This is a genomic window from Candidatus Hydrogenedentota bacterium, assembly GCA_019637335.1.
Classification (GTDB): domain Bacteria; phylum Hydrogenedentota; class Hydrogenedentia; order Hydrogenedentales; family JAEUWI01; genus JAEUWI01.
In genome coordinates, this window is the sequence record JAHBVV010000015.1 from 99404 (window position 1) to 112512 (window position 13109).

General features: G+C 64.0%; 10 protein-coding genes. 5 read left to right on the forward strand and 5 right to left on the reverse strand.

Annotated elements, in window-relative coordinates; genetic code table 11:
• Positions 1 to 28 precede the first annotated feature (28 nt).
• The gene (locus tag KF886_16280) at positions 29 to 1399 is read right to left on the reverse strand and encodes a right-handed parallel beta-helix repeat-containing protein (GenBank protein ID MBX3178914.1); all 1371 of its coding nucleotides are present in this window, start codon (positions 1397 to 1399) and stop codon (positions 29 to 31) included.
• Between the two features lie 102 nt (positions 1400 to 1501).
• Entirely contained in the window at positions 1502 to 2266 is a 765-nt protein-coding gene (locus KF886_16285; protein ID MBX3178915.1) for a phytanoyl-CoA dioxygenase family protein, read from the reverse strand.
• A gap of 175 nt (positions 2267 to 2441) precedes the next feature.
• Between KF886_16285 and KF886_16290 the strand changes: the two genes are divergently transcribed.
• Positions 2442 to 3239, forward strand: a complete 798-nt coding sequence (locus KF886_16290; GenBank protein ID MBX3178916.1) for a hypothetical protein — start codon at positions 2442 to 2444, stop codon at positions 3237 to 3239.
• 12 nt (positions 3240 to 3251) lie between these two features.
• On the opposite strand, the gene KF886_16295 is transcribed toward KF886_16290, so the two are convergent.
• Together KF886_16295 and KF886_16300 are read right to left on the reverse strand one after the other, a co-directional pair.
• The gene (locus tag KF886_16295) at positions 3252 to 6509 is read right to left on the reverse strand and encodes a LamG domain-containing protein (protein ID MBX3178917.1); all 3258 of its coding nucleotides are present in this window, start codon (positions 6507 to 6509) and stop codon (positions 3252 to 3254) included.
• Between the two features lie 163 nt (positions 6510 to 6672).
• Entirely contained in the window at positions 6673 to 7824 is a 1152-nt protein-coding gene (locus KF886_16300; protein ID MBX3178918.1) for a DUF2961 domain-containing protein, read from the reverse strand.
• A gap of 562 nt (positions 7825 to 8386) precedes the next feature.
• On the opposite strand from KF886_16300, the gene KF886_16305 reads away from it, so the two are divergent.
• From KF886_16305 to corA, 4 genes are all read left to right on the forward strand, one after another.
• Positions 8387 to 8590, forward strand: a complete 204-nt coding sequence (locus tag KF886_16305) for a hypothetical protein (protein ID MBX3178919.1) — start codon at positions 8387 to 8389, stop codon at positions 8588 to 8590.
• A gap of 61 nt (positions 8591 to 8651) precedes the next feature.
• Complete coding sequence (locus tag KF886_16310; protein ID MBX3178920.1) at positions 8652 to 9248, forward strand: Fic family protein; 597 nt, start codon at positions 8652 to 8654, stop codon at positions 9246 to 9248.
• Between the two features lie 184 nt (positions 9249 to 9432).
• Positions 9433 to 10944 (forward strand): hypothetical protein, encoded by a 1512-nt coding sequence (locus KF886_16315; GenBank protein MBX3178921.1) that lies wholly within the window; start codon positions 9433 to 9435, stop codon positions 10942 to 10944.
• Between the two features lie 4 nt (positions 10945 to 10948).
• Positions 10949 to 12037 carry a magnesium/cobalt transporter CorA gene (corA, locus tag KF886_16320; protein MBX3178922.1) on the forward strand — a complete coding sequence of 363 codons (1089 nt, stop codon included), beginning with the start codon at positions 10949 to 10951 and terminating at the stop codon, positions 12035 to 12037.
• 135 nt (positions 12038 to 12172) lie between these two features.
• On the opposite strand, the gene KF886_16325 is transcribed toward corA, so the two are convergent.
• Positions 12173 to 13033 carry a DUF1080 domain-containing protein gene (locus KF886_16325; protein ID MBX3178923.1) on the reverse strand — a complete coding sequence of 287 codons (861 nt, stop codon included), beginning with the start codon at positions 13031 to 13033 and terminating at the stop codon, positions 12173 to 12175.
• Positions 13034 to 13109: the final 76 nt, after the last annotated feature.

Genomic DNA, 13109 nt, shown 5'->3' on the forward strand with positions numbered 1-13109 from the left:
ATGCCCACTGATTTCTTTGCCCGTTACGCTACTCGCTCCCCAACGGCAGTTCCTGATTACACACCCCGTCCTTTCCCGCATGAAAGATATTCTCCCCCACGACCACATTCTTCGGGAAATGCGGGCTGTCGGGCGTGTACCGCACACACAGCGCGTACTGGTAGCGCGGGCCTTCCCGCACGAGTTCCCCATCCACCAGCACGCCATCCCGACCGGAATCGTACACGATATTGCCTTCGATGAGGATGTCGGACAGGTTCGGGTTTTCCTCCAATTGCTTGTCCATAAGGAAGATGCCGTACCCACCGTTGCCCTCGTTCCGCCCGCCCCAGTTCCAGTATTCGTGGCCGTAGCCGAAGTCCGTGATCTGGTTGTTGGCGATGATGATGCCGCTGTCGTGGTTACCCGCCTTCGCCGGCGCGCCTTCCTTCGCCAGCACGGCATGCTCCGAGGCCGCGCCGGGATTGATGAGGATGCCCCAGAGGTCGATGTGGGTCAGCAGGTTACCCGTCACCGTGACATTCCGGCTGCCGTGCGTCATCTTCACGCCCATGAACCCGTGGTCCACAATGTTGTCGGACACGATGACGTGGTCCGAGTGGATATCGATGCCCTGGGCGCAATTTTGCAGGTAATTGCCGCGGATGATCGTGTGGCTCGTCTCGCGCGGGCCGGTCACCACGATGGCGGAGCCCTGGTGCCAGTTGCTCACGTAGCCGGTCTCCCAGGCCTCCCGCGGCATAAGCTGGCCCTTCTCCCCGGGCCGCACGGTCAGCTCGCCGAGGCCATATTGCTCCTTCGCCTCCCGGGTCGGCAGCAGCCGCTCCTCAATAACCCGGTTCGATTCAATCACCGTGCCCCGGCTGCCGGTCACGAGAATGCCGGTACCGTCGATCGCACGGAACGCATAGCCATACAGCGGCGACGCCGTGCGATCGTCGATGGCGATGCACTTGTAGTTGCGCACCAGGCAATCCTTCACCGTCACCTGCTCGCTGCCGCGTATTTCAATCGCCGCGTCCCGCGCATGGTGGTCGAGCACCCGCACACCGCGCACGTCCACCAACCGGCTCTTGTGGATAAACAGTCCCGGCCCCCGCGCCGGTTCGTCCGCCGCGCTCCGCGTCAGCGTGACGCCCTCCAGCCGCACCAGGCTCGCCTTTTCCACCGTCACGATACTCGCGCCCGGATTGGTCTGTTCGATGGCGCCCGGCCCATACAGCCCCCCGCCTTCGCCGCGCAGAAACAGCGCAGCATCGATCGTGTGAACCCCCGGCGGCACATAGATCATCTCCCCCGGATGCGCGTCGATCGCCTCCTGCGGCGTGGGGTAGTCGGTAATCGCGGGCTGCGCAACGGCCAGCGGGGCCATCAGGGCGATACAGATCGATGCGAACATGAGGGGGATCCTGTGGATTGAACGGCCGCCCGCCATACCGCGCAGGGGGTATTGGCGGAGCGTGAACGGCGTGAAAACGTTACCGAACTGCGCATTGGCCCCTCAACAGCTCTCCTGCGGGACGCCGTCAATCAATAGCGGGTCCCCGCTGCTGTAGACGCCCTTCGCCGGATCGCCGTGGGTGAATAATGTCGGCGTGTACGCCACGAAATAGCTCCGCCGCGGGCGACCGGTGGTGTTCGCGCCGCTCCGGTGCAGCAGGAAGCTCGAAAAAGCCACCAGCGTCCCCGCGGGGACCTCGATGAGGTCGCCGGGGTCGTCGCCGCCGTAGCCCACCATGGCGTGGGCGGATTCGTCCCACGCATGGGGCAGGAGGCCGCGGGAGGGCGCGCGCTCAAAGGGCAATACCGAAATCGTGCCGTTGGCCTCGCTCATGTCGTCCAGCGCGATCCAGCACGTGAGATATGGCGTGTGCTCCGCCGCGCCGCCGGAATAGACCGAATAGCCGCTGTCCTGGTGCCAGGCAAAGCTCGTCGCCTCATCCGACATCTTCACCACGAACTGTTCGTTGTGCAGGTAGGCCGTATCCCCGATTGTCGCGCGGCAGACGGACGCCGCCTTCTCGCCGAAGATCAACGGCAGCAGCTCCGGATGGGTCTTGCGCGCGCTCAACACGAAGTACTTCTTGCCGAGCACGTTGATGCGATCCTCGGTTACCCCGCGCGCGCGCATGTCCGCCTCAATTTCCGACACGGACGCGTCACAGACGCCCCGCACCAATTCCAATTCGTTCGCGTCCAGGAAGTTGGGTGCGATCAGGTAGCCCAAGTCTCTGAACTGCGCGCACTGGCGCTCTGAAATCTGCATCGCTGCCTCGTTTACCGAAGAGCCTCGTGCGACGACCAACACGGGAGCGCAACGGCCTCGCTGAAGCCTACGTGAGCACACAAATCTGATTCAAATCCACTGCGACGCCTGGCGCGTGAATGGCGCGGCAGTCGGGTGCTACAATCCCCGCCACCGGCAACCCACGGAAATCCCCATGCACGCTCTCACCGCCATCGCCAACGGCCGCTTCACGCCCCGCGCGCTCCGGGTCTATCTCGCCGCCCTCATCGTTGGCTTCTACGGGCTCATCCTCCCGTGCTGGTGGCTATTCCCCGCCGAAAACAACTTCTCCATCCTCACCCACACCTTCAGCTACCTCGGCAGCTGGGAGGAAGACCGCAATCCACGGGCGTGGTGGCTCTTCAGCATCGCCATGACCGCCTGGGGCCTGGCGTCCATCCCGCTCGTGCTGTATTCCTGGCGCCGCGCCGCGCCCTGGGCCCGCCGCGCCCCACGCGTGCTTCCGGGCCTGCTGCTCGCGGGTTGCGCGGGTATCATCATCGTCGGGCTCTTCCCCGACACGCGCGATGCCATCATCGGCCCCCTGCGCTGGACGCGGGTGCATTACTTCGGCGCGCTGTTCATCGTCGTGGGGTTCCTGGGCGGTGTGCCCTGGCTCGGCGCGCTCGTGCGCCGCGCCGCGCGCGACCCGCGCCTGCCGGAGGATGTCCGCCGCGCCTACGCCCGCGCGCAGTGGCCCCACGCCTGCTTCGCCGCCATCTGCGCGGTCGCCCTCTTCTTCCTGATCCGCTGGGAGATCATCTACCCGGGACTGAAAGCCGCCGCGGAAGCCGAGGGCCGCGAATTCGGCAGCCGCTGGCGCGAGGCGATGAACACCATCTACTCCTTCCCCCTCTGGGACAACGTCTTCGTCCAGACGCTGTTCATTTACCTGGTCTGGACCGCGCTGGCGCTCCCGGCGCGCGAACCGGGCACGCTTGACGCGAAATAACGCGCAACGGGATCAGTCCCCGCCCACCCGGAAGAAATGCCAGGCCGCTTGCCCGGTCGCCCCTTCCCGCGCGCGGGCGCTCCACATGCCCGGCGTATCGTTCGGCGCGATTTGCAGGTCCACCCGCAAGACGCCGTCCTTCGCGCCGTAATACCCGCTGAATTCCGCCGCCCGCCCGTCGGGGTCGCGGATATCGAGCTCCACGGGAACCACCGCATCCACCGGCTGGCTTTCGGCGTCCGCCACCGTAACCGTCAGCGCAACCGGTTTCCCGCGCTGCGCTTCTTCCGGCCCACTCACGGCGATCGAGGCGATGGGTCTTGCGGTTACCAGCAACATCCGCCCGCCGCCGGGCTCCAGTTGCAGATCGAAGCGCGTGCCGTCCTCCGCGGGCGTCACGGGAATCTCGCGGGACGCCACCAGGTCATACACGTGCCCCGCCCGCGCCAGATCGATTGTGGTGGTCGCCGGAAGGCCGTTCTCCATCACCAGGCCGTGGCTGCCAACATAGCTCCCGAACTCCCGGTGGTCGTTGATCGCGAAAAGATACTCCGAGCTCCCGTACGCGCGGCGGTACGTCAACACCTCGGGGTTGGACGACCTCACCGGCCAGGCATAACGCCCCGCGAGCTGTTCGCGGAGTGCGGCGGCCCGCTCCAGCAATGCCGCCTTGTCAACATCCGCCTGTTTGACGCGCGTATAGACGGGTATCGTGATGTCCGGCGCAATCGCGGGGCAAAGCCGCTCGTCCCCCACCACAATGCCGCCCCCTTGCTGGAAGGCCCGCACGGCGTCCACGATGCTCCGGGGCAGCACATCGCAATCGGCCAGCACCAGCACGCGATAACGATCAAGCCCGTCCCGCTGGAGGCTCTCCTCGAACACGATCTCCGGCTGCAGGCCCGCGAAGCGCAGAATGTGGTAGGCGTCCGCGCCCCACGACCCGCCCCAGCCGTAGGTCCCGCGCCCGGCGAACATCTCCGAGGTGAAACTCTCCAGAAAAGCCACGTCCGAAGGGGCGGCGGGCGTCTGGAGAAGCGTCGGACCCAGGGGACGCACGACCGTCGCCGCTAATTCCTTCAGCGCATGCCGCGTCTCCGGGTGCGTGTAGCGGTACACCGATCCGCCTTCCGCCGGCACAAGCGACTGCCAGCCGTGGTACATGATCCCCTTTACCGGCCGCGCGATCTTGCTCCAGAAGGCCTGCCGCAGGTGCGCCGGCGCAATCGTGATGTACGCCGCGTCGGGATCGTAGTCTTCCCACGCGGACTGCGCCGCCGCTACCGTGCCCTCGGCGGGCGCGGTCTGTGACCGGTACCAGATGATCTGCGTCATCTTCATCACGTCCTGCCCCGTCCGCCCGCCGCGCGCCATCGCGAACAGTTCGTCCGCCGCCAGCCCGATGCGCTCGGGATCGGGATAGCTGTAGGTCCAGTGGGAGAGGTAGTCCACATTGCCGCCGCTCCCCCAGATCGACGGAACGCGCACCGCCGGATCGAAGAAGGTCCAGAAGTCATCGCCCGCCTCCCGCAAGCCGTCGTGGACCGCGGAGTGCATCGCGTTCCACCCGTCGCCCACCTTCCAGAACCAGCGGTAGTACTGGAGCAATTCGTGATCATCCGGAACGGCGCGGTCCGGTCGAAAATCCGGAATCTCGCTCCAGCGCACGCCGTTCTTGTGCTGCGCCTCCTCCGGGATCTCCCGGCCGGTCGCCGCGCGGTAGGCCGCGCGATCGTGCTCGTGAAAGCAGACCTGCGAGCTGTCCCGCACTTCCGTGTTGATCAGGGCCGCCTGGAAGGCCGGAAAATCGCCATAACTCTGCGCCACCGATTGCCCCACATTCTTGGAGAAGTCCAGCAGACCCGGCGTCAGGCAGCAGGGGTTCACGCGCTCGTAGGGCGCGCCGTCGCGGCCGATGCGCAGGAGTTCGGTCTTCGCATCGAGCCAGTGCCCCACGCCAAGGCTGATGATGACGCCGAAATCCTCCGCAAAGGCCCGGTCCAGCATGCGGTAGCTCGCGTCCAGGTTCCGCGAATCCTGCGCGGGAACCGGCGCGCCCGCCCGCCAGACGGCGTCGTAATCACAGCGCAGCCCGAGGCAGTGCGTGAAGCCCAACTCCTTCAATCGCGGCAACTCCTCCACAACGCCTTCGACCCCGCCCACGCCCCACATCACCACGGGCATCCGGTGGGGCGGCTGGCGCGGCACGATGGTCACGGGGAACGTGTCGGTGTTCCGGTACGCGGTTTCCTCCGGGCCGGTCGCATACGTGACCGCCACCGCGTACTCCCCCGGGCGAAGCGACGTGTCCAGCGCGTACGCCACGTCCGCCGATCCGCCCGGAGCCAGTTCGGGCAGCGTGTAGGCCTGTTCCGGCATTCCCGGAACGCGCACCGTCGCGGTCACCCCCGTGAGTGGCGCCCGCCGCGCGTTGGTCAGCGTGAAGCCCAGGCGCGCATCCGCCTCCATCCGGCCCCAGGCCGTCCGCACGTGCGCCGCCGACACCACCAGCGGACGGAATTCCCGCGCGCCTTCCGTCAGCCGGACTTCGTCGATCGTGCCGGGAAAGCCGTGGTACAGGCTGCCCACGCGATCGCCGATCGACAGCCCGTGCGCCCCAGGGTGCACCGGCCCCCGACCCGGCTTCGTGGAACGGCCCACCGACCGCCCATCGCGGAAGAACTGCACCGTCCCCGCGCCGTCGTAGGTGAAAGCAACGTGACGCCACACGCCCGGTTCGTAGGACAGCCCCCCGCCATCCCACCAGGTCTCCGAATCTTCGCCAAACCCGAGCACTACCCGCATGCGCCGCAGGCCGCTCCCGTCCGCCGGCCCGAGAATCCACTGGTAGTCATCGTGCGCGACGTATTTCTTGTCCAGCAGGAAGGAATCCGGATAGTCCGCAATCGCCTCGCTCGGGCGTATCCACATCTCCGCGGTGAAGGCGCCGCGCGGCGACAGTTCCGGCGCGTCGGGCGCGCGCATGGCGTGGCGCACGTCCTCCACCGGGTGCCCGGGATACGAGGCGAGCCCCGCGCCGAAGCGCCCTTCGGGAACCCGCGCCGCGCCGTCCAGCACGCCGTCATGCCCCTTTCCCGAGGCATCGGCAACGGCGCCGCCCTCGCCCTCGAAGTTCCAGAACGCGATGACGTGTTCGCCCGCCGCGTCGTCGCCCGTGTAAGCCGACTCCCACGGCTCGGCCTGCTGCGCGGCGGCGGCAGAAGCGAGAGCAATCACAAGAAGGGCGCTGAAGAAGAACTGGGGTCGCATCGGAATTCCTCGGGTTGAAAGCCAACCCGGGGAGTATGGCGCCCGCTCGACCGCCGGGACAAGAAGCGTGGGAGCTGCGACCGGCGCGCAACGGCACGCGCGGGCGGGCCGCCCCCGAAACCGCGCCGCACGCGCCCCGAATTCGTCTCGTAACGCCTTCGCTTTACTCGTCCACGATAATCAAATCTTCCTTCGCCGGCAGCGGCGGGAACGGGTTGTGCGGCTCCAGCTGGTACCAGTACGCCACCGACGCCAGGTCGTCCTGCAGCGGCAGGTAGCGGCCCTCGCTCTGCCAGCCGAGACTCTGGATGGTAATCCGCAGATCCTTTTCAAACCGGACCGGATCCGTGATGTGCCAGCGGTACTGGCCGAAGCGGCGTTGCGGGCCCTCGTAGTTTTCCACGTGGTAGAAGCCGGTGTAGGGGCTGGTAAAGCTCTCGTAGCGCACCTTGCCGTCGACTTCATGCTCCGAGTAGCCGTAGGACCCGCAGAAATAGTCCTCCTCGCCCGTGCCGCAGATCGTCGGGAAGTCCGTGTCGCCGTCCATATAGAACTTGATCTCGCCCTCGCCCCACCAGCCCGGGCTGTTCGCCCCATGGGCCAGGTACGTTCCCACGTAATTGCCCCGGCCCTGGATCCCGTCCACAATCGTGTAGTCCTCCTTCTCGGGCAGCGGGTTCACGCGGCGGAACTGCGCGTGGAAGTACGGCGTGTTCTCCGGCACGGCCTCCAGCGAATAGTCGATCTGGTAATAGACCGTCGCCCGCTTCTCGCCCAGGTTCTCCATCGTGACCTTCGCGCCCTTCCGGAACGGCATCTGCCAGTACGAATTGAAGCCGCTGCGCGGGTTCACGCATACCGCCAGGGACGTGATCCGCGGCTCGTTGCCCATGCCCCAGCCCGCCGCGAAGAAATCGCCCACCGGAACCTCCACCGAAGGCGTCTCCTCGCCGTCCCAGTAGAAGCGCAGGATCATCAGGCGGTAATCGCCCACCGGTGTCATCCAGATATGGTTGATCACGCCGGATTCGTTAATCTCGCCCAGCGTGAACGTCGTTCCCGGCTCAATGTGCACATAGGGATTCACCTTCCAACCCTGCCCCAGCTCCCGCGCGGCACGCGACGCCGTGCCCTCCTCCAGCGTCGCCATACCCCCCTTCCCCTTCTCGCCCGTGAAATTCTCCGGGCTGATGGATCGGGTCTTGGCGTCCTTCAGCTGGTACAGATGGTCCAACGTGTTCGTTTGCGCGTGCACGGCGGCGGCTCCCATGGTCATCAACAAGGCGGTGGTCAGCAGACAGATGGCTCGTTTCATGATTCAATTCTCCCCGGTTGGGTTGGCATACACGCCTGATTGTAGATCCGGGACGGAAAGCAGGCAAGTTTTCCGGCTTGGATCGCCCCCGCTCCTGAGGAAGGCTGCATCGTCCAAAGGCTCCACCCGGACGCGCCGCGATTAACGCCTCGGAAAGAGCTGGTTTTGCTGAGAGCACGCTCAGCCGCATGCCGCGGCCCCGGCCGCACCCAGGCCCGGAGAGCGGAATGGACTACCAGCCTGTGTGTGGTTTCGGTATTGCTCAGCAATGGAATTAACTCGCCGCGGGCGCCCATGGGGACCGTTGTCTGCCCTCCCCGCTGCTCAAGCCCGCTCACTATGGTGTAAGGAGGTCAGCCGTCGGCAAATCGAGTTCCTCCACCACGCATTGTACCCGCCCACAAAAACCACCCACATCTAGCACCCAAAGGACGAACTTGATTGAATCCTGTTGAAAATCAAGCCTTGGCAATGTATCCTGAAGACGCGGAGTTTCAGGCGCATTGGACTCGAGTTGCGTCATGCCAGCTAAGTGGTGCAATCAGCAATAGGAGTACTTGTCATGGCGGATCGCAAGCAGTTCTTAAACGTACGAGATACGCGCCCTCGTCTTCTTGAATTGTTGAATAAAGCTAAAACGCAAGACGTGTCGGAGGAAGAATTGAGGGAACAGCGAATAAGTTTTGCTTTTGGCAATGCGCCCGACTCAACGCTCATCACCAAAGATTCTGTGCGCCAGTCGTCGCATAGGATTCGCCTGAAATAGGGCTCTCACATAACAATAGGCGGCTCTTGTTAAATCGGCGTTCCTGGAGAGAGGGGTATTCATGTCAGTTCGTGAGAGTGACGATCCAGAACTTCATGCCCGGATTCAAGAGCAGAACCTTCTTCGCCAATATGACCTCCTCACCAATTGTATGGAGATTGGTTTTGCCAAGGGAATAGAGGCCTTTGACAAGTATACCCTGTGGGCGCTGAATGGTGTTGCGGTTGCAAACATTGCCCAGTTTGGCGGCCGCTACCGGGAACAGCCAATTTACGTTGCCAATCACATTCCTCCCCATTTTGAAAAAGTGCCCCACCTGATGGATCAATGCCTGTCAATGGTCCATGAGAACTGGACGATCATTAATCATCCAACATACCTAGCAGCATATGTACTTTGGCGCATGAACTGGATACATCCTTTCATTGAAGGTAATGGCCGAACTGCACGGGCGGCTTGCTATTATCTCCTTTGCATGAAGCACGGAAGGCTTCTTCCGGGGCAAAAGATTGTTCCCGAGCGAATTCGGGATAATCGCCAACCGTATTACGAAGCGCTACGGGCCGCGGATGTCAAGTGGAGTGAAGGCCAGCTTGACGTTTCGGCACTTGCTGAATACCTCGAAGAATTGCTTGAGGCGCAATTGATTGATGATTAGTTAGAGCGGTTGATCGAAATCTCCATATCGGCGAAGCGCAACGCTGCTACGCCATTGCATAAAGTTCCGATTTCAATCGGATCAAACGCTATACGTGACCTGATAGTACGTACCAATCGCTGTTCGTTCTGCCTCAATTCACCGGGAAAGTCTCCAAATCATCATTTGTAGAGGAGTAATGTCGATGCGTCTCGTTGTGGCAATCTGTGCCTTGTATTGCCTTGCGCTCCCCGCCCTCGCCGATCCCCCCGCGCCCCTCTTCGCGGGCGTCGCCAGGTCGGACATCTCCCGCGCCGAAGAGGGGCTGCGCATCAACGATCCGGTCTACGCGAAGGCCCTGGTCCTCCAGCAGGCCGATGTGACCGTCGCCATTGTCGCGATGGACGTCACCGCCATCGGCGGAATCGGCGAAGTGACGGACGCCTTCCTGCCGGAGCTGCGCGCGCGCATCGAGGCGGAGCTGGGCATCCCGCCGCTCCACGTGCTGGTCAACGCCTCCCACAACCACCCCCCGCACAATTTCCTGTGCTCCCACGAGGAGCAGGTCGCCCGCGCGTTCGACGCGGTCAAGCGGGCGCACGGCGCCATGGAGCCCGTCACGGCGGGCGCGGGCGCGGGCCACGAGGACCGCATCTCGATGAACCGCACGTTGCGCCTGAAGGACGGCACGGGCTGGACCATCCGCCACAGCAACCCCTCCCCGCCGGATGAGGTCGTCGAGAGCGTGGGGCCGATCGACCCGGAAATCGGCGTGCTCCGGCTGGACCGACAGGACAGCTCCCCGCTGGCCGTGCTCTACAACTTCGCGTGCCACCCCTACGTCACCGTCCCCGAGGGCGGCGTCACCTCCGACTACCCCGGCTTCGCCTCGGAGGTCATCGAGGACAACCTGCCGGGCGCCATGGCGATCTTTATCCAGGGCGCGGGCGGCGACATCACCCCGATCCTCTACAAGGACGTCAACCGCGCGCGCGACTCGGCGCCGGAGGGGCGCATCCTCGGCCTGTCCACGCTGAAGGCCGCCCGCGCCATCGCCACCAGCCCCGCGGAGCTGCGGGTGATCAATGAACCGCTGCGCCTGCCCCGAAAGGACGACTTCGACGCGCGCGTGGCCGAACTGGAGGCGGATCAGGCCCGGCTTCTCGCCTCGCTTCGCGGCACGAGCCTGAACCTGAAGACCTTTGTGCCGCTGTATATCAAGCACCTGATGGACCCGGAGCAGCCGCTGGACTACAAGTACCGCTACCTCCAGTCGGAATCCATCGGCGCCGATGAGTTCACCCTGATCGACCAGCAGAACCGCGCGCACCTGGACAAGTACATCCGAAACATCCGCGCCATGGAGCAGCTCGCACGCATTCAGGACAAGATCGCCACCCTCCGGCGCCACCAGAAGATCAACGCCGACTCCGGCGAGGAAACCGTCGCGACGGAGGTCATGGGCGTTCGGATCGGGGATTTTGTGCTGGTGTCCTCGCCGACCGAAATGCTCACGGCCGTCGGCCTCAACGTGAAGAACGCCTCCCCCTTTGACCATACCTTCATCGCCGCCTACTCCAACGGCTACATCCACTACGGCCCCCCCGCCTCGGAGTACCCCATGGGCGGCTACGAAGTCGTCGAGTGCCTCCTGGCGCCCGACTGGCAGGCGCTCTACGAGGAAAAGGCGGCCAACGTCCTGAAGGCGCTGGAGTAACCCCATGCGACGCAAACGCCGGCGGAAGACCCACCGCGAATCGCCCTTCGAAAACAAGGCCGGCCAATCCCCCGGCACCGCCATCTTCATCGGCGAGCGAAAACAGGATGAGACGCACCTCGAAGTGATGCGCTATTCGGCCGACCGCGTGGAGGAAATCCGGGACGCCACCCTGGCCGATTGCCGACCGCCGGACAATGGCGCCGACGTCGTCTGGGTCAATGTATTCGGCATCCACGACGTCGAACTCATCGGCGCGCTCGGCGATCGCTTCCAGATCCACCCGCTCACCCTCGAGGACATCGTCAACACCTCGCAGCGCCCGAAGACCGAAGAGTTCGACGACTACTTCTTCGTCGTGCTGAAGATGCTCAACTACATCCCGGATCACCGCGATATCGAAATCGAGACCATGAGCCTCATCCTCGGCCGCAATTTCGTGCTCTCCTTCCAGGAACGCCAGGGCGATGACTTCGAGCCCGCCCGCGAGCGGATACGCACCGGAAAGGGCCGCATCCGCCGGATGGCCGCGGACTACCTGGCCTACGCCCTCATGGACGCCGTGGTCGACGGATACTTCGTGGCGCTGGAGCAAATCGGCGACCACATCGAGATCATCGAAGACGAAATCGTCACCGCGCCCGCCCCTAGACACATGCAGGAAATTCACCGCCTCAAGCGCGAAATCCTCTTCATTCGCAAGTCCGTCTGGCCGCTCCGCGAAGAGGTCTCTTCGCTTTTGAAGACGGATTCCCCCCTCATCCGGAACGAAACCCGCGTCTACCTGCGCGACGTCTACGACCACACCATCCGCGTGATCGACATGGTCGAGACCTGCCGCGACATCCTCAGCAGCATGCACGACACCTACCTCACCAGCGTGAGCAACCGGATGAACGAGGTCATGAAGGTGCTCACCATCATCGCCACCATCTTCATTCCGCTCACGTTTGTCGTGGGCGTCTACGGCATGAACTTCCAGCACATGCCCGAGCTCGCCTGGCGCTGGGGCTATTTCGGCGTCTGGAGCTTCATGCTCGCGCTATCCGCCGGCATGATCCTCTACTTCCGCAAACGCGGCTGGCTGGGATGACTTTGAGGGACTCAGACATTCCTGTCTGAGAAAAATCAAGGCTGCAGACGCTCCGGGCGAACCCATCCCGTCGAAGCAGGCACACGCGATGCGCACCCTCCCGATCCGCCATTCCGCCGAATGTCCAACGCGGCTTCAGTCCGCCAGCGGCCGCACCCACACATTCCGGAAATTCACCGGATTCCCGTGATCCTGAAACTGGATCGGGCCCGTATCGCCATGGGGCACGTACTCGCTGATGGAGCTGCCGCCCTCCCAGCCCGTGCCGCCCGTCAGCTCCACGTGATCGTGGACCAGCACGCCGTTGTGCAGCACCGTAAACGTCGCCCGCTTCACCACCTTGTCCCCCTCGAAGATCGGACGGTGAAAAATAATGTCGTAGCTCTGCCACTCGCCCGGCTTGCGGCACGCGTTCACCAGCGGGATGTGCCGCCCGTACAGCGCCGCGCACTGCCCGTCCGGGTACGTCGTGTTGTTGTACGAATCCAGCACCTGGATCTCGTACTGGCCCATCAGAAACACGCCGCTGTTCCCCCGGCCCTGTCCATCGCCCTCCACCTGCGCCGGCGTCTGAAACTCCACGTGCAGCTGCACCGAACCAAATTCCTGCTTCGACTGGATGTAGCCCGAGCCTTCCGTCGGCTGCATCGCCCCATCCTTCAGGATCCACTTCGTCGGCGTCCCATCCGTCGCCGTCCAGTTGTCCAGGCTCGTCCCGTCAAACAGCACGATCGCGTCCGAAGGAGCCGCGGCAATGAAATCGCCCGCGGGCGCCGGCCCCGGATCCACCACCTTCGGCTGCGGCACAATCGCGGGATCGTCCTCGTGCACCATGATCCCGTCGATCGTCATGTACTTCACCTCCTTCAGCTCGCCCTGGTCGTTCACCTCCATCTTCGTCCAGCGTTTTACTTCCGGTTTGTCGAAATCGGCGTGGGCGGCGAAGGCGCTCATCAGTACGGCGCCACAGGCGGCAAAAACAACGGGCTTACGCATAATCTCAGGATCTCCCTGGTTGGCAATCGACTTCTGGGAATGCTCCGCTAACCTTAATACACGCGCGCACTAGAGC

Coding starts and splice junctions, on each gene's coding strand:
- KF886_16305 (MBX3178919.1), top strand. CDS start 8,387: ATGGCGGATCGCAAGCAGTTCTTAAACGTACGAGATACGCGCCCTCGT.
- KF886_16285 (MBX3178915.1), bottom strand. CDS start 2,266: ATGCAGATTTCAGAGCGCCAGTGCGCGCAGTTCAGAGACTTGGGCTAC.
- KF886_16325 (MBX3178923.1), bottom strand. CDS start 13,033: ATGCGTAAGCCCGTTGTTTTTGCCGCCTGTGGCGCCGTACTGATGAGC.
- KF886_16290 (MBX3178916.1), top strand. CDS start 2,442: ATGCACGCTCTCACCGCCATCGCCAACGGCCGCTTCACGCCCCGCGCG.
- corA (MBX3178922.1), top strand. CDS start 10,949: ATGCGACGCAAACGCCGGCGGAAGACCCACCGCGAATCGCCCTTCGAA.
- KF886_16315 (MBX3178921.1), top strand. CDS start 9,433: ATGCGTCTCGTTGTGGCAATCTGTGCCTTGTATTGCCTTGCGCTCCCC.
- KF886_16310 (MBX3178920.1), top strand. CDS start 8,652: ATGTCAGTTCGTGAGAGTGACGATCCAGAACTTCATGCCCGGATTCAA.
- KF886_16295 (MBX3178917.1), bottom strand. CDS start 6,509: ATGCGACCCCAGTTCTTCTTCAGCGCCCTTCTTGTGATTGCTCTCGCT.
- KF886_16280 (MBX3178914.1), bottom strand. CDS start 1,399: ATGTTCGCATCGATCTGTATCGCCCTGATGGCCCCGCTGGCCGTTGCG.
- KF886_16300 (MBX3178918.1), bottom strand. CDS start 7,824: ATGAAACGAGCCATCTGTCTGCTGACCACCGCCTTGTTGATGACCATG.